Below are 21,166 nucleotides of genomic sequence, written 5' to 3' on the forward strand. Positions count from 1 at the left end.
AAAGAGCTTTTATGAAATTTGACACACTCGACTTATCTTCCCCTATTTTGAATGCGATAGCTGAGTGTGGCTATCAACAGCTCACGCAAGTGCAGCAGCAGGTGATCCCCCTCGCGCTCGAAGGAAAAGACATTATGGCCTGCGCCCAAACGGGCACGGGTAAAACCGCATCCTTTGCCTTACCCGTACTTGAGCAACTGTCAAAGCAGCCAAATGATAAGCCTTTGCTTAGGGCGCTGGTGATGACGCCAACCCGAGAACTGGCGATTCAAGTGTGCGCGAATATTCAGAAATATAGCCAGTTTTTGCCCCTGAAAACCTTAGCCGTTTATGGCGGCGCGAATATGAATCCCCAGCGTAAAGGGGTGGAGCAGGGCGTGGATATTCTGGTGGCAACGCCAGGGCGACTATTCGACATTATTGGCCAGTTCCATTTAGATCTCTCGACTGTGACCACCTTAGTGATCGACGAAGCGGACCGTATGCTCGATTTAGGTTTTGTGCGCGATATTGAAAAGGTAAAACGTCTAATCGCCACTGAGCATCAAACCATGTTGTTTTCAGCCACCTACAGCGATGCGGTCAAGCAGCTTTCCCATAAGATGCTCAATCAACCCGAGTGGGTCAATGTGGCTGAAAATACCACGGCATCCACCGTTGAGCAGCTCGTTTATCGAGTCGATAAGCGCCGCAAGGCCGAGTTATTGTCAGAGCTTGTCGGGCGCAATAATTGGCGTCAGGTGCTGGTATTTGCTAGCACCAAGGAATGCGCTGAGCATCTATTGCAGGAGCTCACCCTCGATGGGATCAGTGCGGGCGTGTTCCACGGGGATAAAACCCAAGGTGCGCGTAATCGCGTACTCGATGATTTTAAGGCGGGCAAACTGCGGGTGCTGGTGGCGACCGATGTGGCGGCGCGCGGCTTAGATATTCAGGCGCTGCCCTTAGTGATAAACCTAGAGTTGCCTTTTTTGGCGGAAGACTATGTTCACCGTATTGGTCGCACTGGCCGTGCGGGGCTCTCGGGGCGTGCGATATCATTTGTGTCTCCTGCTGATGATGAGATGCTGGCCGAGATTGAGGCCTTGATTGGCCAAACCTTGCCAGTGACGGTGCAACCGGGTTACGAGGAAGGCACACCGCTGCCTGCGCGTTACCGTGAGGCGCCTACGACAACCACAAAGCCAGCTAAGTGGAATTACAAGAGTAGTCGCAATACAGGGGCTAAAGGGGCGGGCGGCAATGGCACTAAAGCTAATGGCACGCGAGGTAAGGGTGGCTTTGGCGGCAACGCCGGATTTGGTCAATCGAGCGAAAGCCAAGCTCGGGCGCGTAAATCGCCAGCCCGTGAAGGTAAATACGCTAAAAATAAGCCGAATACTCAAAAGGGTAAATAATTTATCAGCATCGGTTTATCCATTTATCAGCGCGCCATTGGCGCGCTTTTTGTTGAGCTTTAACGGGATAATCCCTACACTCGAGTGCCCTCAATTCTGTTCGTTGCCATGAGAGTGTCGTCCATGATAGCCAAAGCTATTCCCACCAATATCATCACAGGTTTTTTAGGCGTCGGTAAAACTAGCCTTATCAAACAGTTCCTTAAGACTAAACCCGAAGGCGAAACCTGGGCGGTATTAGTCAATGAGTTTGGCGAAGTCGGGATTGATGCAGGGTTGATGGATGCCAGCGGCTGCGGCGTACAAATTCGAGAGGTGGCGGGTGGCTGCATGTGCTGCGCCGCAGGCGTGCCGACTCAAGTGGCCATTAATCAACTGATCGCCCGTGCTAAACCCGACAGATTGCTGATAGAGCCGACGGGGCTTGGGCATCCCAACGAGATAATCAAAGTGCTAAGTGCGCCCCATTATCACAATGTTATCAGCTTACAGAGCACCCTATGCCTTATCGATGTCCGCAAATTAAGGGATGAGCGTTACCATGGGCACGATAATTTTATCCAGCAGTTGCAAGTTGCCGATGTGATAGTCACAACGAAAACCGATTTATACCCCGAGTTTGAAGCGGCAGAGGGCGGACACTTGAAGCACGACTTAAGTCAATATTTGAATGAGTTACAGCTGAGTGATACTCGTGTGATTGAACACAATGCGTCACAGGGATTATCCAAAACGTTGCTCGACAGCCTTAAGCTGCCACGGCGTCAAAAAGCATTGAATGGCAAATCCGCCGCTTTTACACCAGTGACAGCATCTTCAAGTTTTTTGCGTAAACCTACTGACAACTTAGGATTACAGGGTGTTTTTGCCGAGGGCGCGAGCGAGCAACGATTTCAATTCGATGCGCGCGGCCTAGTACGTAAACACAATCAGGGGGAAGGCTGTTTTAGCTGCGGCTGGGTCGTTGAGCCAATGCAAGAGTTTGATTTTGATAAATTCATGCAGTTTATTTCGGCGCAGACTCAAGGCCATTCTGCACTTTTGCGATTAAAGGCTGTGATGATCACCAACGAGGGTATTGCTGGGATAAATTGGAGTGATGGTGATATGGCGGTGACAGAGCTGGACGATAGCCTAGATTCCCGACTGGAAATTATTGCCACCGAGGCATTGAATTGGGATGCCATTGAACAAGCGCTGCTTGATTGCTTAGTCGTCTAAGTGTGGTTAAGAGATTAATCGATAAGCGCTGTGCTAGGGATGGTAACCTCTCTGATTTTTGCAAGCTTTGCAAGTTCTCCTGAGTCATGCATTGCTTGTAAAAATTGATCAAAATCTTGCTGAAGCGGTTGAAACTTCGGATATTTGGGGAAGGCCATAAAACCATCTTGAATATCAATGACCGGCATAATAGGTGTAATGGCCTGCGGGATTTTGATTTGCGAAAGCACGGCTTGAGTATTACGCACATTGGTGGCAAGTAAATCGAGATCGCCGCGGGATAAGCGCTCTATACCACTTTTGAGATCGGCAAATTCATTAATTGTCAGTGTTTTTGTTCGCTCATTAAACCGATAGCCGTAACTCCAGCCCTGCATTTTACCTATCCGCAAGCCGTGGATACTGTCATAGCTGCCATCCCAAGTTGTAGGATTATTTGTTTTCGCATAAAAAACAATTTCATCGCGATAAAAGGCGAGGGACGAAAAGGCTAAGACTTTTTGCCGTGCTTCTGAAATATAGGGGCCAATTAGAATATCCGCTTGTCCTCTTTCGACCATTGCCTGAGCCCGTCGCCAAGGAGCGATTTGATAATGAATAACGACTTTCTGTTGTTCGGCAAATCGATTGAGAATATCTACACCTAAACCGCTGTATTCACCATTCGATTTTTGTTCAAAAATCTGGCTAAAAGAGGTGCCAACGGCGAGCAATTCTTGCGCTTTTACGGGAGTGATTAAGCAAGTTAGAATTGTTAATGCCAACTTTATCAATGTGTTAGTAGATACCATGGCATTCCTTTTAACGCTGCTCATCCCAAGAGGAATATAGTGCAAGTATGAGGAGTGTGTTAATTGAATGGTCACTCATTTTGGATATTGGCAAATTGTACATGACTATGTATTCCTACCTGCGCGTACCAGTCCTTTACTTAAGAGCAACTTATTTTGATGATTAATTGTTTAACTGATTGAATTTATCCATAATTAACCGATTTGTTAACGCAGACTTATTGGTTTAAATTTGTATCATTGCCCCTTTTTCTTAATATGTTGAGGCTTTTATTATTCAGGCAAGCTCAAGCAAACTGGGTTATGCTGCGCCGCAAACGCGTATTTTGGTAAAAAGTGAGTCCATGAAGTTACAGCAAATTGATAAAACCCTTTATCGCAGCAATATGAACCGGTTTATGGTGGCCTTAGTATTAGGTTTGATTGTCTTATCCCTAAGCTTTGGAGCTGGGTTGATTGCGCTCTTTGGTGTTGAGGCTGTGCCCGGTGAGCCAACAGGGAATTTCCACTGGAATCTACTCGGGGTGATATTGGCGCTATTGCTTTGTAGCGCCATAGTGTATCAGCTAAAAACACAGCCTTTTTTGAAAGAAATTTATTATGTATGGCAGTTAAAGCAACTGCAAAATCGCATTTACCGTAAGCTGAATAAAATCAAAGCCGCAGCCACGAGCAATGATATAAATTCATTGATTACACTACTGTTTTATTTCACCAGTTTAAGACAGGTGTATTTGCTGGATGATAATACGCTGACTTTATCAGCCGTTGATAAGGAGCTTTCGCAGGTACAGAAACAGTGTGAAGCTTTAGGGTTAACGCTATCGGCTGAGCAATTTGAGGTCGAACTGTTAGCTGGGTTTTAAGACTAGATTTAATGACTTAGTCGCGAATCAAGGCCGTTAAATAAAAAGTGAGTGCGTGCACACTCACTTTTTTATTGGAATCGATTAGCGGCTTAGATAACGCGGTTAATCCATTAGTGTGCTGCTTGCTGCGCCCGTTGCAGCGTCAGTAACCACTTACCATAGATATAAATACCGACAGCCGAAATGGTGCCGATCGCGGCGATAATATACCAAGCCATGCCGATATTGTGGCTGTGGTAGAGTAGCTGAGTCAGATCATGGGCGCTTTCGCCAGTAAAGCTCACTAAGGTGGTAAAGGCTTCCCCCTGTGGGATAGCACTCACATCCGTCGCACTCATGCCGCGCTCAAGTAATAAGTCGCGTGAGAATAACTCTTTAGAAGCATAAATCTCGTAAAGTTTAGGGCCAAAATAGCCTTCTAAGCCCCAACCAATTCCTTGGGGTAACATCACAAAGCCTAGGTACATGGCTTTTTTACCTTCGGGGGCAATGTTACCCATAAACTCGTTTTTCTTCGGGCTAATCATCATCTCGCCAAGGGAGAACATGGCGATGGCAAGTACGATAAACCAAGCCGCATGGAAGGCGCCGATAAACACAAAGGCTAAGATACTGAGTAAACAGCCAATTAGCATTGCTGTGGTAATACGGTATTTGGCAGTCAGGGCAGCAACTAAAAAGCAGCTGGTCATAATCAGGCCGGCGTTGAGGTTCAGCATACCTTCAGGCATCACCTTAGTGCCTTCGTTATTTAACCCAAGCCAGAATTGTAAAATGCCGTTGCTGGTTCCTTCGCTGCCAAACAGGCTGGTGACAATCACACTGGTATCGACCCATTCAGAAATATGGATGGGTAACACATCAAACAGTGAATTAAACAAGAACCAAAAGCCAGAGAACACCAGCATGTAATAAATCACTATAGGCTTTTTAAGCTCATGCCAAGCATCGCGCCAGAGGGCTTCTTGCTTTACTTCACCGGATTTAATTTGCTGATTACGGGCGATACGCTCGGCTTTACCCGGCTCGGTATAGGTTAATAAAAACAGGAAGTTTAGTGAGATAATTGCAGCACAAGCATAAAACACATTATCCCAAGAAAGTTGGCGCATATGTACGGCAACCAGTGGCCCTAAAAAGCCACCGATATTCACCACTTGGTAAAAAATCCCCCAGGCCATCGAGGTGTTATTACGATTGGTGGAGAGCACTAATGTCCCTTGGATGCCGGGTTTAAATATCCCAGTACCGATGGCGAGTAGTAATGAACCCGATAAAAATCCCCAAAAGGTGGGGAAAAATGCCATGGTCAAATAGCCCATGATTTTAATAATGGTGGAGCCAAAAATGGTTTCTTTATAGCCGACCCTATCGGATATCCCACCGGTAAAAACGGGCACAAAGGTCTGCATAATGGCCCAAAGTGAAATAATGATGCCATAGTCACTCAGACTAATACCCAAACCACCCGCCGATTCAGGCGCTTTTGCGTATAGGCCCGCACTGGCTTTAACGCCGTAATAAGCAATCCGCTCGACCAGCTCCATGCCGCCCACTAACCAAAAAATATAACTTAGGCTAGTGATGGAGGCCCACATGCCTAACTGTTTGACTTCGCGCAGATCATTCTCTGCATTTGGACTATTGTGACTCATGTCCTTCCCTTTATTATTGTTATTGAATTTAATTGTACTAATTGATTATTAATTAGAGAGTTAACTCAATTGTATAGGCAAATAACGCCACGATAATTAACCGCTATGGGGTCATTTAAGCCTACACTTTACCTAATTAAGGGTTAAATACCAAAAAAGTAGTTAAAAATGATGAGTTTCGCCACATCTGTTATTTAGTGGTTGCTAAATTGTCGCGGCGGATTGGTAAAAGTGTATTGTCAGTAAGATATTGTGCAGATTCGTTTTTGTGACAATGCAATCGTGCTAATCGGGTTTGGTATTAAGGTAAAATTTAGGTACAATCCACTGCCGCATTTTTGTTCATTCCTTATTTATTTGTGTAAATACCATCAGAACAAAGCCCGTGCGCCCTGCCTTTATTTTTTGTGAGACTTGGTTATGACTGCAATTTCCCATAGCGCAACGGATCAACGCCTGCTGCAAGAGCCGATCGCTAAGCTTTTCTGGCGCTATACCATACCGACAATCGCCTCCATGCTGGTGACAGGGGTGTATGTCACCATTGATGGTATCTTCGTGGGTCACTATCTGGGTGAAACAGGACTTGCGGGCATGATGTTAGCCTATCCCGTCGGTGCGATTTTATATGCCATCGGCGCCATGATTGGCATGGGCAGTGCGGCATTAGTCTCAATCAACCTTGGGCAAGGCAACGTTGCCAAGGCGCGTAAATTACTTGGTAATGCCTTTAGCTTATGTTTATTAGCGGGGGCATTTTTTGCTTTAGTGGGTGGGATCTTCTCTCGGGATATTTTAATTGCTCTTGGCGCTGAGGGAGAGATTCTCGAAAACGCCAACGAATACTTATTCTGGTATTTTGCGCTATGCCATTTCCCGATTATCTCAATGGCATTTACCACCTTGCTGCGTAATGACGGTCGCCCATCGATGGTCACCTTCGTGCTGATCTTAGGCGGTGTGCTTAACACCTTTTTAGATTGGCTGTTTATTGTGGTGTTTCCCTTTGGCTTAGCAGGCGCGGCGATTGCGACCATGCTGTCACAGGCGGTCACCGGACTGCTATGTTTGCAGCATTTTTTTGGCGCGCGTACTCAGCTCAAAATCAACCTCGAGCAGATGAAGCTTAAGCTTGATAACTGCATCAATATCGCCCGTGTTGGATTACCAAGCTTCTTGATGAACTTGTATCTGTCGATTGTGTTAACCTTGCACAACACGGCTTTTTTGTGGGTTGGCGCTCCATTGCACGTGGCGGCATACGGGGTGGTTAGCTATACCGAAGCGTTTTTTTATTTGATTTTTGAAGGTATTGCCCTCGGCACCCAACCCATTTATAGCTTTAATGCGGGAGCGGGGCGGTTTGATCGGGTAAAGCAAGCTCGCAATATCGCCTTTGGCATGACCCTACTCACCGCCGCGCTTGGCTTAGTGTTAATTTACTCGCGCCCTGAGTGGTTGGTGTATTTGTTTGCTGGCGATAATCCAAGCCTTACGCCGGTTGCGATTGAAGGGATGCGTTGGTATTTTTGGGGCTTGCCGATGGAAGGCTTGATCTTAGTTGGCGCGAGTTTCTTCCAAGCGATTAATTGTTCAAAACAGGCATCGATTTTAACCGGCGCAAAACTCATACTGATTGCCGCGATTATTTATTGTTTTGCTTGGGCTTTTGGCGTGATTGGCGTGTGGGTGTCGCTCGCGACCTGTAGCACTATGCTGGTGATTTGGATGTTTATCGCCATGCAGCGGCTTAAGGTTAATGCCTAACGATATCTTTATGAGCGAAACCGAGTTAATACTAGCGTGTCGGCATGCGCTCTGATACATTTCGCTGGTTTAATCCCAGCTTAAAATTAGCTCAGTTTTTAGCGTGTGTTATATCGATAAAATACCGCTAGCGACTGACGGTAAAAGCCGGTGAATAGGGTAAAATTCTGGGCCGTTCTTTGAGCTCTTCGTATGTTATTTATGTTTTATGAGGCTTTTATGCGCACCGCTGCAGTCATCTCAATGCTGTTGTTTGGCGTGTTAACCAGTGTTAATGCCAGCGCCAAAGATAATGAGTTAGTGTTTGCTAGCGATTTTGAGGGTAACCGTTTATCCCAACCTTGGTCTTGGATCATGGGTTGCCAATTTGATGGGGCAGAGCCCCACAGTGGCGAGAGCGCGTTGCTATGTGCCGAAGGCAATAGCAGTATTGTCAGTAAATACCCCGTGTCCGAAGCGGGGCTGTTGGAGTTTTGGGTGAAAACTCAAAATATCCAAACTCAATACCGGATTAATGTACTCACATCGCCCGTATTAAAACTGGATGCTCAGTGGCAGAACGTGGCGCTTATCGATGTCACTCCTGGCACAAATGAATATTTAGCTCACAGGGTATCGATTGACGATCCGAGCCGCCAATATATTCGCCTCGATATCGAAGCCATTAATGGCCCTATCAGTTTGGATGACCTAACCCTAGATAAAATTCGGCTCGATATTGCGCTGCAAAAAAACGAGCAAAAAATCATTGGCGGTATCTTAGATAAGCTTAAAGAAGACAAAAACTACGAGGTTCAGGCCGAATCCTTTAGAACCCTAGGCAAAAACTACGCCGCCCAGCTTGAAAGCCAAAGACAGTACCTTGAGTATTCTAATGCGATTTATTCCAGTATCACCTTTGTATTGGCGACCTCTGAGCGCAATAAGATGTCTAACCCTTTGGGTTATAACACCTTTAGGTCGGTATTAACCGATGCTAAGCGGATTGCGTCGCCCATTCAGCAGGCGCGTTTAGGCTCTATGGTCAAACCCTTTGGTGATTTAGCCACAGCGACCCTAAATGTGGTGAGTGCTGGTGCCTATTCAGCCTTTGCTGAACCCTTTAAATCCTTCCTTGCGGCGACCTTTGATCGATCAAACTACGACAACAGCGATTTAAGTCGCAGTGATAAAAAGTTTGCCGAGGAAAACGGCCTTAAGATCTATCAACAGGCCGAACGCTTTATGGCCGAAATCGAGAAAGAGCTGCAACAAGTGACGGCTCTCGATAATGATTTAGTCAGTATGCAGAAGAACTTAGATGCTTTCCGTAAGGATTTAGATAAGCATCTGCGTAGCTACCTGCAACATGCCAGCATTGCCCGCACGCCCGAAAATTACAGTAAGGTGATGAGCAAAGATGAGCAGACACGCTCGGAAATAATGGCCGATGTGAATACCAATATCAGCGCCAAGGCCGAAGCTTTACTTGCCTCTAATAGTAATGCTGAACTGGTGCAGTACATGATTAAAACGACTGAAAAAATGGATGAGTTTCAGGAGTTTAAAGAGCGTTTTAATCAAATCACCTCAGCGATGTTAACCTTCTACGATCGCTTTGAGCGCTCGATTGCCGCCGAGCAAAATCCCTTTACCGACCCAAGCGATAGGGCGGTATGGGAGCAACATGCCCAAAGTGCGCGTAATTATATTCGCCAATCGAAGGAAGCCTTTACTAAGGCCTTTATGTAGTGGATTGTTGTAGATAGGTTTACGGGGCTTGTTCATTAAAATGGCAGCGAAGGTTTTGCGCTGCCATTTTATGTTATCCATAGTGTTGTTCGTAAACTCAAAGTGCCCCAAAGCAAGATAGCTTGATCATTAGGTGTACTGAGTGAATTGTCATTGTTTCCCCAGTGACACGCCGTGAATATGTCCTTATAGGCTCGACGGCGACATCCATGCCGCCAACGGTCACTGTTGCAACAATGGCAATCTTAACGACCAATGAACTATTCACTCGGCTTAAAGCTTTGTGCCACAAAACTTGCTAACACTCGTTTAGTGAATCGAAAATTGACGAACTACTTTCCCTAACAGTTCTTATCGATGAACCCTGTTTTTAGTGCTTCTTCATGAGTGAGCGGAACTGGATGGGTGTACAGTCATATTCAAATTTAAGTAGCTTTTCGCGTTTTTAAACCCATTATTTTGCGCATTTTTCCAATCTGAAATTATAAAAACCATTTAAAATCAACTGTATATGGTTGCTGAGGATTAGTTAATAGGTTTGGAAAACGCGCATGCGCGTTTTTCCTGATGGTATATTTGAAGAGAAGCTGATAAGTTCTTTGCATACAGCTAGTTAACTGTGCGCGTTTTCACTGGTCCAACGAGGTAAACGCGCATGCGTACTAATAAAATGTTAGGGCTCATCGGTAGCATGCCAAATTTTAACCTTGATGATTTCTTTGAAGATGATATTCCAGCTGGTTGGAAGTGTGCTCTTATATCGAATCATTCCCACAGCCTTTCGCAAAGTGAAGCAGAGAAGCACTGGATGACATTTACTTCATTGTCCGGTGAAAGTGATCCTAATTGGGCTGAATTTTCTCAGGCTGAGAACAGCTTCAAAGAGCTATTTAGTGATTTGGAGCGCGACATTGGGCTTTATATCTGTGAGCAAAACATTAATGCTCACTCTCCCAAGTTAGCCTCCAGCAGTATCAGTGACGCTATCTCATACAATGTAAGAGAAAAAAGGTTTGATGCATTTACCTCAGACCAATTTGACTGCGTAATTTTAGGTAACTTTGACCTTACATTTCCGGTGTTTATCTCAGAGGAACAAGAGTGGGGAATTATTGAGAATGCGGTGTTAAAATCAGGCCTGTATCTGCTCAAATAGCCCTAACAAAAGCAAGCAGCCGGAGCGGTTTTAAGCTGCTTTCGTTTCACTCAATCAACTTAAAACACGCCCGCTGTTGCTGGCGTTAAATTTTTATATAATGATGTGTGTGTTTTTCATCTTTTGGCTTGTAAAAAGTAGTTGTATTTATGTTAGTTAAAACTTACTTAAGTAATATAGCTACCATTAGTCCTAGATCTATTGGCTTTTTGATAATTATTGGTGGGTGGGAGCCTATCTACCAAATACTTAAATTATTTCACCTTGTTGGTGATAACTTTAATGGTTTTTTCATAATCTTGGCAGTTGTATTGTCTGTAGCCGTTTTTCTGTTTGATTATGTAAAATTAAAGTTTAAAGCTAGAAAAAACTTGAAATGATATATGCGCGTCAAAACATAACAAATTAGGATAGGCCGCGCGTAGCCGCGACCCATTCTCAAAAGGCATGGCAAGTGTTGAACAAGCCCGATGCTGGTTGTTGACACGCTATTATGCCAATAGCGGATTGAGAATTTGAAGCTGCTAAGGTTGTATTTTGAAAGAGACTTTTGTGCAGATATGACCTGCCCTTAGAGAACAATTGGTAGAAGAGGATACTGGGCGAATCATTCGCAATGATAAACGTGGCGCCATCAGTGAAACTAGCACCAAGTTACTGACAGGATTAAATATCCCCCATGAAAATTGGCTCAAGCTCATTATTGAGTTTGGCAAGTTAAAGGGCCTGAGGAAAGTTAACTCAGACTCTAATAAGTACTCGGTTAAAGCGCTGGCCAAATAGAGGGTCTATTTCGGAGGAAGAGGGTTACACTGGCTTACAACACACACCATATCTTAAGCTCGCTCTGCGATGGAGTTCATAGACTTCACAACCTAACAATGGCTCAGTTCTATTCAGCACTGCACCAAAACGCTCAAAGTAGTCCTCATTAACTTGCTTTGCACTGATAAGTGGTACTTCAATACTGACATCTACACGACCTTTACGTATCAACGCAGGGTCAAGATGATCGAGATGATTTGTGGTCATTATGACAAGGCAGTCATCAAGAGGAATGACGCCGTCTAACGCGTTGAGTACGCCACCTAAAGTGAGTGGTGGGTTGTCTACGTTGCTTTCAGCTGTACGTGATACCGTAGCCTTTACACAATCACAGTCCTCTATTAACAACATCGCTCCGGGCGCTACTTTTCTAATCGCCTTATGAATAGTGGCATCATTGACAGTCGATAGATTCAATATGTATAGATCGCGATGATACTCAACCGCTAAGGCCCTCGCGATACCCGTCTTACCCGTGCCCGTTTTTCCATGTAGCAGTATGGTTAGCTTACTGACAACCGATTTTCCCCGACTTGCGAAGTTATCAACTTCCCTCATCAAGTCCTGCTTAAACCCTTCATCTAGCACTAAGTCACTAAAACCCGATGATTTCAATGTACCGTAGCGACACCATTCGGTTTCTTCGAAAATATTCACTTTCGGCTCAGTAGAAATGTCTCCACGAGTATCTTCTAAAAAACGATATAGTTTATCTTTTGCCCACCATGGTGCTCTTACAGTAATAGAATCGTATGCCATCGTACTATCGACCTTAGTACGGGTTGCCAACATAAAACAACCACCGTATTTAAACAGATGCATACCATAGCCGATAGACTTAACACTGACACGCCCGTCGTAATTCACACCATAGTCAAAGTACACAGCCTCAGAGATCGAACGTGAAAAAAACGGAATGGTAGTATTACTGATCAAAAAGGACAGCTTATTGAAGATCTCTGTGCGTGCCTGATGGCTATCGTCTATAGTGAGCCGCACAAATAGCAGGCTACTGAGCCAGCTTAACAGTTTCGCGGGGACATCTTTTAGCATGTAGCCTACGAGCCCAATTAACGTAAATGTTAATACTCCAACAATGACAGCCGTCAACAAAGGATCACTATTGGTGAGCGCCTTTATTTGTAGTAATACCTCGTTCATTTACTCACCTTTACTATAAATGCCTAATAGATATAGTCGAGAATACGACCAGCCGCGTCGAGTATACTCGTAAGGTATCCTCAGTATTGCGCTATCGCATCTGGTTAAAGCGACTTGATAAAGATCCTTTACTTATCACTAGCTATTGCTTTGGCTGCGGCGCTCATCAAAGAGCAGAACGGCGCGGCCTTGCATCCACTGATTGACTTGCACTACATCCGTGTTTAACAGCCCGTTCGCCATCTTATAGGCAGGACGCCTGAATGTCGTGCAATGCAGGGATACGTGAGAACGACCATGGCTCTCGTTCATAAGCTTAGAAATCCTAGATTTCTCTATTCACCGAGTCGGCGGCGAATGCCATGGTAAGCCTGTACCTGTAGGCGAATAATTCTTATAAATCAAATGTTTCAAATATTGTTATGCTAAATTTTAAATAAGAAAGCCGCCAATAAAGGTCGGCTTTCATGTTTCGATTGTCCCGTAACCTTTGCGTTTCTTGGTTACATTAAATCTTGAGGCATTACAGCAAATACACGTTCGAGCTGCAGGCGCCGTGAGCACCGACGACGAGGGCTTGTTCGATATCGGCGGTTTTTGAGGGACCGGCGATAAACACCCCAAACTCACCTGAGGCTAGCGTGATTTCTTTTGCCGCTTGATGCATGTTTGGCACAATCTTATTGGCTGGCAGGGCTAAGATCAGGTTTTCACAGATAAAAGGCGTTACTCTGTGGCCTAAGTTCTTATTGTTTACCCAAATGGCACCATTTTCGGCAACACCAATATCCCCAGGGATCACCGCATAATCGATATCCCTGAGCTCGTGAGCCGTTGGTGGCACATCACGGTTTGCTGTGATGCCCTCAACGAGGGAGATAACCTGTAAGCCTTGGGCGACAAGCTCATCCACTTTGGCTTGCAGTGCCGCGAGGCCGCCTTCACGGTGAAGTGTACCCGCAACGGTTTTCAGATTGGTTTCAAACTGGCCAACCAGATCTTCAACCCTTGGGGCGACATCGATGCTCGGCATAGGATGGTTTGTTAAAGCCGACAGTTTGAGCGCATTGAGAATTTCGTGCTTACTAGACATCTTATAGGCTCCTGTGTTTCTTAAACCAAGCTTCGAAGCTGGAGTTGGGGGCGACTGGCAGTTCACGGTATTTACCCCAGGCACCACTAAAGGGCTTGAGCAGACTACCCGGCAGAATGCGCAGTGCAGTTCGGGCCGCGCCCATTGAGCAATTGAGCAGAGTGGTGCTTGCCATAAATTTACCCACTAATGGCATATAGCCGTTTTTGCCGTAGGGGAGTTGTCCGGCTTCGGCCTTAAGGCGTCTGTGGTGGTGAATAATCTTATCGAGCGGCACCTTGGTCGGGCAGACATAGGTACAGCTACCACACAGAGTACAAGCCCAAGCGATGGAGTTGGTATCGTCATGCTTGGCACCCACCGCAATCCCAATCGGGCCGGGAATGGTGTAGTTGTAGCTGTAACCACCAGAGCGGCGATACACAGGACAAGTATTTAAACAACCGCCGCAACGAATACATTTCAATGATTCGGCAAGGATTTTATCCTTCATCATCTCGGTACGGCCGTTATCGACGATGATCACATGCATCTCTCCATCGACCTGTGGTCCACGGTAGAAGGCGCTATAAGTAGTGACGGGTTGGCCAGTTGCGTTGCGTGCGAGGGTGCGTAGTAACACGGCGGCGCTGTCGATATCGGGGACAATTTTGTCGATCCCCATTGAATGCAACTGCAACTTGGGCAGGTTAGCGCCCATATCGGCGTTACCTTCGTTAGTACAAACGACCACGGCGCCCTTATCGGCAATCGCCATGTTTACCCCTGTCATGGCGGCATCGGCGCTGAGGAATTTTTCACGCAAATGCGCGCGGGCGGCACGGGTTAAATACAAGGGATCGGCTGCCCCCGCTTTAGTGCCGAGTTTCTCATGGAAGAGGTCACCGACTTCTTCTTTTTTCATGTGGATAGCGGGCACCACAATGTGCGAAGGCGGCATTTTCGCGAGCTGAATAATGCGCTCACCTAAGTCGGTGTCGATGACTTCAATTCCACGCTGCTCTAAGTAAGGATTGAGATGACATTCCTCGGTGAGCATGGATTTGGACTTAACTAACTTCTTCACTTTATGGCTAGCTAAGATCTCGTGCACGATACGGTTGTGCTCGGCGCCATCTTTGGCCCAATGCACTTTGATGCCGTTGGCAAGACAGTTTTGCTCAAAGGTTTCAAGGTATTGTGCAAGGTTGGTTAAGGTATGCAGTTTGATTTCAGAACCTAACTGACGCAGTTGCTCCCATTCGGGTAAGCTGCCAGCGGCGCGATCGCGTTTTTCGCGCAGCACCCAAAGGGCTTTAGAGTGCCAGTCAACTCGGGTTTCATCGCGGCAGAAAATATCGGCTTTATGAGCGTGAACCTGTGAACCCGTGGCCCCGTGATTATGTTGATATGCCATAGTGGGTCTCCTAGAGCGCGGCGTTAAGCACTTGCGCTATGTGGCGAATTTCAATCGGCAATTGTTGTCTGCGGATCATGCCATCGAGGTGTAATAGGCATGAAGGGTCGAAGCCAACCACATATTGCGCGCCTGTTGCCGCGTGTGCTTGGGCTTTGTCTTTACCCATCTTGGCGGATACGGCACCTTCATCGACGGCAAACGTACCACCAAAGCCACAGCATTCATCGCGGCGGTCTGGATAGACAATGTCGATACCTGCGATATTGGCAAGCACGGCTTCAACTTTGTTGAATCGTGGGCCCATTTGCTCGCTTGGCGTGGCAAGGCTCAGCATACGAATGCCGTGACAGCTTAGTTGCAGGCTGATCTTATGGGCAAAAGGTTTGTTGAAGGCGGGAATGGGAGCGATATCGTGGAGGAACTCGGTCAGCTCATAGAGTTTGTCGATAACGGCTTGAGCTTCTGGGCTGCTATCAAACTCGTGGAAATTTTCTTTGGCGGCCACTAAACAAGAAGCGGCAGGACAAACAATGGCATCGCATTCTACACCTTTGAAAGCATTGAGTAATTTCAAGGTGGTACTGCGTGCTGCATCAAAGCAACCCGAGTTAGTCATCGGTTGGCCACAGCAAGTTTGGCCTGCGGGTAGAATCACTTGGTGTCCGAGTTTTTCCAGTAATTCCAGAGTGGCAATGGCCACATCCGGCATCATTTGGTTAACAAGACACGGGATGAAAAGGGCGATTTTCATTGTGCTTTCTCTTTCTTGTTAGTGAACGACATTGCCTTGCATTGTGGCCCCAAAGTCCACACAAATGCTAAGGTAGTTGATCCAATATAGGCTTATCTAAAGTAAATAAGTAGCCCTAATTTAGTAAATGATCTACTAGATTTTTGCAAAAATGAGAAGTTTTTAACAATATGATTTTAAATGATTAATTTGGTTTTTATTTTAAGATTTATTTCGTTAACTTTGCGGAGTTGTCGATAAATGAGAATAGTTATCTTCTAAAGAAAAACGGGGCTATCTTTAGCCCCGTTTGGTCAGTGTTTTAGCGGCTGCACTCTTCGAGCAGATACGCTAAGTGGCGGTAGGAAATACCGCTGTGCTGAGTCAAACCGACCTCGCACATCCGGTTGGCGTAATAGCCTTCCTTAACCTCAACTGGGATTAACTTTTTAATATTGCGCAGAGCACTGGCATTGATCTCAGGCTTGTATAAGCCTTTTTCGCCGGCGTAGCCACAGCACTCTATGCCAGCAGGTTTAAGTACTTGTGCAGAACAAGCATTGGCAATCGCTTGCATCTTGGGCTCTAACTTCATCTTGCGAGCGCTACAACCTAAGTGCAGAGCCACATTGACCTTTTTGTTGATGCTCAACTTATCCAGCAGTTTGTCGTGCATAAACTCAACAAGGTCAGTAATTTGCACCTGTGGGTTACCCGTGAGGGTGCGATAGGTACAAGACAGGGCATCGACTAACACTGGGATCTTGCCGCCATTGCTCATCTTGCTGAGCACATCGATAAGCTCTTGGCGTTTTGCGTCGGCATTTTTAAAGTCGCCCTTTGATTCCCACATTTGGCCACAGCATAAATCGCGGGTCTTTTCAGGGGTGATCACGTTGTAACCCGCACGTTCGAGCAGGGTAACAACCACCTCTGGCAAGGTGCGATTATCCGGATCCTTAGGTGTTGGGCCAAAGGTGCGGCCACCACAGGCTGGGAAATAAACCACAGTTTCTTGGCCTGCTTTGGCTGGTGATGGCTTAGGTAATTTACCGCCTTTGGGGAAGTCCGGATTCCAATAGGGCACTTCTTTAGAAATCAGCCGGCCCGTTTTCATCAGCGCGTTGGTGATACCATCGCCGGTGATTTTATGGATAACCCCAAGTACATCAAAGCCCGTACTGATCACTTGGTTGACGGCGCCAAAATGCTTGGCTTGGAAATCCAATACTTTTTGTTCAGTGGTGCTGATATAAGGCGTGCGTAGTTTACGTACCAACTGACCCATGCTGTTATCGACTGGACAGGCGATAGTACAAAGCTGACAAGCCGCGCAGGTATCAATTACATCGTACTTGGCATCAGCGCGCATTTGGGCGGCCGCGGCTTTGTCACCGGACTGCTCTAAACGCTCAATTTCACGCAGAGTCGCAATCCGCTGCCGTGGTGAGAAGTTGAGTGCTGATGTTGGGCAGGTTTTTTCACAGAAGCCACATTCAATACACTTATCGACAAAGTCATCAACTACAGGACAGGGCTTGATATTTTTAACGTGAACATTGCTATCGTCGTTAAGAATAACGCCTGGGTTTAGAATACCTTGAGGATCAAATACTTGTTTGATGCTCTTCATCAAAGTATAAGCATCTTGTCCCCATTCTTTTTCAACGAATGGCGCCACCGCACGACCAGTACCATGCTCAGCTTTCATCGATCCGTTGTACTTATTAATCACCATATCGGCAATATCGTCCATAAAGGCATGGAAACGATCGATATCGGCCTGAGTTGTAAAGGCGGGGGTGATAATGAAGTGGAAGTTACCCGCCAACGCATGGCCATAAATACAACCTTCTGGGTAGCCATGTTTATGGAAAAGCTCAGTGATATCGTGCGCAGCCGCGGCCAGGTGTTCAAGTTCAAAGGCGACGTCTTCGATAATGACCGAGGTTCCCTTTGGACGTTCACCACCTACAATCGGGAAAAGCCCTTTACGCATCGCCCAGTACTTGTCGTAAACCGCGGGATTGGTACTGAATTCCATCGGACGGATGAAGTCAAAACCAGCCAGTTTTGCAGTAACATCTTGGGTATAAGCTTCAAGGGTTTGCGCATCATCTGCACGGGATTCAATCAGTAAAATTGCAGATAACGCAGGCAGTTCCGACAACCAATCCGGCATGCCAGGCTTGCCGGTTACCGCTTTAATGGATGGCCAGTCGAGAAGCTCTGCCGCTGAAACACTTTCACCATTAATCAGTGGAATGGCGCGTGCAGCATCTTCCATATTATGGAAGACAGCCATGGCTGAAGCTTTAAATTTAGCTTCATTTACAGTGTGATAAGTGACTTCATTAATGAAAGCTAACGTACCTTCCATCCCAACCATTAAGTGGTTAATGATGTCAAATGGGTCGGTAAAATCGATTAAGGAGTTAATACCGTAGCCCGTGGTATTTTTAATGGAATACTTTTTACGAATGCGCTCTGCTAATGCGGTGTTATGGCGCGTTAGGTGGGAAAGTTCACTCAGATCTTGCAGTAATTTCCCGTGGGTCTTGGCAAACTCAGCTTTAGATTTTTCACAGCCAGTATCAAGTTCAGTGCCGTCGGCAAACAACAGTTTTGCCGATGCGATGGTTTGGTAACTGTTTTGCGCCGTACCACAGCACATGCCTGAAGCGTTGTTGGCGACAATCCCGCCAATTTTAGCCGAGGCAATTGTCGCAGGATCGGGACCAATTTTGCGGTTCAGTGGTGCGAGCACCGCATTGGCGTCTGAACCAATAACGGCGGCGCCTAAGGTGATTTTTTTCGCATCGCTACTGACTTCAATCTTTCTAAAACCATCATGGCCAAGGATAAGCAGTATCCCTTCACCGATGGCTTGGCCTGATAAACTTGTTCCTGCCGCCCTAAATGTGACGGGCGCATTATGTTTGCGGGCAACGGCTAAGGTGAGTTTTACCTGTTCTAAGGTTTCTGCATGGACAACAACTTCTGGCACGATTCTGAAGTAGCTGGCATCGGTAGACCAGGCGAAACGACGGACTGGATCATCTGTAACAGGATGATCACCTAATTGCGTTCTGAGATCATTGATGACCTCTTTATAGTTAATTGACATAACATCACTCTCTTTTTCAAAGGTGAAACTCGAAGTCACTCGCCGTGACTTCGAACAAGATGGATTAGAAGCCACCCCAAAGGGTTGCGATTGTGCCTGCCACTAATGCGTAGCCAATGGCAACTGGCATGGTTTTACGAATAATTTCAGATTCTCTACCTGCCATACCTACTACCGTTGCAGCGGCAACCACGTTCATTACACACATCATATTACCGGCGTTAGCACCGATACCTTGTAGTGCTAAAACCAGCGTGTGGTTCATGCCAATGTTGTCAGCCACACTGTATTGTAGGCCTGAGAACATCATGTTTGAGAAGGTAGCCGACCCTGATAAGAAGGCACCAAAAATCCCCACAATTGGTGCCATCCAGGCCCACACTGCGCCCATAGAACTTGCCAACATATCCGCTAACGCAACAGGCATCGACGCAAGACCTGCGCCATTTGCGCCTGAGTTTAAGAAGATTTTCACCATTGGCACTGATGCGCCCAATGAAATAATCGTCGGCAACATCGACTTACATGAAACACCGATGGATTGCTTAATCGCGGGACTTTTCATTTTGAACAGGAAGAAACCTAGAATACACACAGCAACAAAGAAGGCACCTGGTGCATATAGTGTTGCGAAGCTTGCTTTAAGCTCAGTCCCCAATAAACCTGTCCAGTTAATGTTAAAACCAGATAGCCAAGTTTTGAGTGGCGCTACAGTACGTGATAACACTAATAGCGCCGCCATGATGATGTAGGGAGTCCATGCGGCAATTTGTGAAAACTTAGCCGTGGTTTCGAGTTTTACACCATCTTGATTATCATTTTCGGCAAAGTCATTCCAAGGTGTTTTAGGCAGCAAATATCCCTTACGCGCAACAGGGATCACCATTGCCATACCGATTAATGCACCGATAACCGATGGGAATTCGGGGCCAGCAAGATAGTTGATGATCCAAGCGGGCACGGTAAAGGCTAGACCTGCGAAAATCGCAAACTTCCAAATGGCTAAGCCTTCTTTAAAGGATTTATTGCGTCCAAAAAATCCTGTCAGCATCGTCACCATAACCAGCGGAATTAATGAACCAGTGATTAAGTCGATAGTGATCATATGCATCGCAATGAATTGGGCATAATCGGCAAAGCTGCCACCATGCTCGGCAATTTGCGCAGCAGCCATGCTTACACCGCCTTGAAGCAGCCCTTGTTCCATCCCAAAGAGCACGGGTAGACCAATGGCACCAAAGGATACGCAAGCTGAGTCGGCAATCAACGCCACAACTGCTGCTGCAACAGGCGGGACGCCGAGCAAAACCAGTAGTGGTGCACCAATGGCTGCGGGTGTACCAAAGCCAGCACTACCTTCGATAAAGGCACCGAATAACCAGCAGATAATGATCACCTGAACGCGGGCATCGGCACTGATATTCGTAAAGCCTGCGCGGATAGTATCCATCGCACCTGAATATTTTAGGGTATTTAGAAGGAATACAGCCCCGAAGATGATGGTTAAGGGAGTGATCGCTGACAGCAGTCCCTCAACAACGGATGCGGCCAATAGGGTGGTATCCATTTGCCAAATAAACACGGCGGCGATAGCCGTAACTACCATAGAAATGGGCATAGCTTTTGACGCTGGCATTCTCAGTAATACTAGAAAGATCATTACACTGAGCACCGGCGTCAAGCTGGCGAAAAGTTGAAGTATTGTCATGCTTGCCTCTACATAAAGTGGTCTGTCTTATTTTTTATAGGAATCTAATTAGTGTTTCTATGTCGGAACTTATGGCGGATAAATCAGCAGTATTCACTACTCTTCACCGCTGTAACGACATTCTGTGGTGTGTACTAGACGCTATTCGGGGGCGAACTTATATGATCTAGATCATTTTGGCTGCTGTATGAAATGCTAATTTACAGTGCTGCGGGAGGCTTCTCTCATGGGATTTTTCTAACTGTGATCGGAGTCACTTAAAGAGTGGTCTGTATATAACTCTCTTCAAATATTTATTTAAAAAACATGTCATAGAGTTATAAAAAAGGAAATTTTCATTAAATTAGCTACCAGTATTGCAATTAACTGATCCATTTATTTCATTAATGAGTGTTTGATGATTTTTTAAGACAATTTTAAGCTGTGATTCATATCACTCACATTGTATTTGTTGAGCGGGATTGTCTTTAAGGGTTAAATATAAAATTTTGATAATTAGGGGTATTTTTGTTTTTTAGCTGCAAATTTGAGCGTGA

General features: G+C 46.0%; 15 protein-coding genes and 1 pseudogene. 7 read left to right on the forward strand and 9 right to left on the reverse strand.

The window, feature by feature from the left end; translation table 11 throughout:
* Positions 1-11: 11 nt before the first annotated feature.
* Positions 12-1,397, forward strand: a complete 1,386-nt coding sequence (locus tag H9J30_RS07020) for a DEAD/DEAH box helicase (protein ID WP_240130377.1) — start codon at positions 12-14, stop codon at positions 1,395-1,397.
* A 123-nt stretch (positions 1,398-1,520) separates the two neighbouring features.
* Positions 1,521-2,618: a CobW family GTP-binding protein gene (locus H9J30_RS07025; protein WP_240130378.1), complete on the forward strand. Its 1,098-nt coding sequence runs from the start codon at positions 1,521-1,523 to the stop codon at positions 2,616-2,618.
* A 14-nt stretch (positions 2,619-2,632) separates the two neighbouring features.
* On the opposite strand, the gene H9J30_RS07030 is transcribed toward H9J30_RS07025, so the two are convergent.
* On the reverse strand, positions 2,633-3,409 hold the full coding sequence (locus H9J30_RS07030) for a substrate-binding periplasmic protein (protein ID WP_240130622.1): 777 nt from the start codon (positions 3,407-3,409) through the stop codon (positions 2,633-2,635).
* A 344-nt stretch (positions 3,410-3,753) separates the two neighbouring features.
* Here H9J30_RS07030 and H9J30_RS07035 point away from each other — a divergent pair, with 344 nt between their 5' ends.
* The gene (locus H9J30_RS07035; RefSeq protein ID WP_240130379.1) at positions 3,754-4,275 is read left to right on the forward strand and encodes a DUF3087 domain-containing protein; all 522 of its coding nucleotides are present in this window, start codon (positions 3,754-3,756) and stop codon (positions 4,273-4,275) included.
* Between the two features lie 113 nt (positions 4,276-4,388).
* Here H9J30_RS07035 and H9J30_RS07040 read toward each other — a convergent pair whose 3' ends face one another.
* Positions 4,389-5,933 carry an MFS transporter gene (locus H9J30_RS07040; RefSeq protein WP_240130380.1) on the reverse strand — a complete coding sequence of 515 codons (1,545 nt, stop codon included), beginning with the start codon at positions 5,931-5,933 and terminating at the stop codon, positions 4,389-4,391.
* Positions 5,934-6,353: 420 nt separating this feature from the next.
* On the opposite strand from H9J30_RS07040, the gene H9J30_RS07045 reads away from it, so the two are divergent.
* From H9J30_RS07045 to H9J30_RS07060, 4 genes and pseudogenes are all read left to right on the forward strand, one after another.
* Complete coding sequence (locus tag H9J30_RS07045) at positions 6,354-7,700, forward strand: MATE family efflux transporter (RefSeq protein ID WP_240130381.1); 1,347 nt, start codon at positions 6,354-6,356, stop codon at positions 7,698-7,700.
* 219 nt (positions 7,701-7,919) lie between these two features.
* The gene (gene bdpA / locus H9J30_RS07050) at positions 7,920-9,431 is read left to right on the forward strand and encodes a BAR domain-like protein A BdpA (protein WP_240130382.1); all 1,512 of its coding nucleotides are present in this window, start codon (positions 7,920-7,922) and stop codon (positions 9,429-9,431) included.
* A gap of 655 nt (positions 9,432-10,086) precedes the next feature.
* Complete coding sequence (locus tag H9J30_RS07055; protein WP_240130383.1) at positions 10,087-10,587, forward strand: hypothetical protein; 501 nt, start codon at positions 10,087-10,089, stop codon at positions 10,585-10,587.
* A 594-nt stretch (positions 10,588-11,181) separates the two neighbouring features.
* Positions 11,182-11,307 (forward strand): annotated as a pseudogene (locus tag H9J30_RS07060) (transposase); the annotation flags it as partial.
* Between the two features lie 87 nt (positions 11,308-11,394).
* On the opposite strand, the gene H9J30_RS07065 reads toward H9J30_RS07060, so the two are convergent.
* The 7 genes from H9J30_RS07065 to H9J30_RS07095 form a co-directional block, all read right to left on the reverse strand.
* Positions 11,395-12,573: an AAA family ATPase gene (locus H9J30_RS07065; protein ID WP_240130384.1), complete on the reverse strand. Its 1,179-nt coding sequence runs from the start codon at positions 12,571-12,573 to the stop codon at positions 11,395-11,397.
* 138 nt (positions 12,574-12,711) lie between these two features.
* Positions 12,712-12,885 carry a hypothetical protein gene (locus H9J30_RS07070; RefSeq protein WP_224020834.1) on the reverse strand — a complete coding sequence of 58 codons (174 nt, stop codon included), beginning with the start codon at positions 12,883-12,885 and terminating at the stop codon, positions 12,712-12,714.
* A 211-nt stretch (positions 12,886-13,096) separates the two neighbouring features.
* Positions 13,097-13,666: a LutC/YkgG family protein gene (locus H9J30_RS07075; RefSeq protein ID WP_037425853.1), complete on the reverse strand. Its 570-nt coding sequence runs from the start codon at positions 13,664-13,666 to the stop codon at positions 13,097-13,099.
* A gap of 1 nt (position 13,667) precedes the next feature.
* On the reverse strand, positions 13,668-15,062 hold the full coding sequence (locus H9J30_RS07080; RefSeq protein ID WP_055648002.1) for a lactate utilization protein B: 1,395 nt from the start codon (positions 15,060-15,062) through the stop codon (positions 13,668-13,670).
* A gap of 10 nt (positions 15,063-15,072) precedes the next feature.
* Positions 15,073-15,816 carry a (Fe-S)-binding protein gene (locus tag H9J30_RS07085; protein ID WP_037416062.1) on the reverse strand — a complete coding sequence of 248 codons (744 nt, stop codon included), beginning with the start codon at positions 15,814-15,816 and terminating at the stop codon, positions 15,073-15,075.
* Between the two features lie 301 nt (positions 15,817-16,117).
* Positions 16,118-18,922, reverse strand: coding sequence for an FAD-binding and (Fe-S)-binding domain-containing protein (locus H9J30_RS07090; protein WP_240130385.1), 2,805 nt, complete (start codon positions 18,920-18,922; stop codon positions 16,118-16,120).
* A gap of 64 nt (positions 18,923-18,986) precedes the next feature.
* Positions 18,987-20,630, reverse strand: a complete 1,644-nt coding sequence (locus H9J30_RS07095) for an L-lactate permease (protein ID WP_240130386.1) — start codon at positions 20,628-20,630, stop codon at positions 18,987-18,989.
* Positions 20,631-21,166: the final 536 nt, after the last annotated feature.

The organism is Shewanella cutis (assembly GCF_022410515.1).
Classification (GTDB): Bacteria; Pseudomonadota; Gammaproteobacteria; order Enterobacterales; family Shewanellaceae; genus Shewanella; species Shewanella cutis.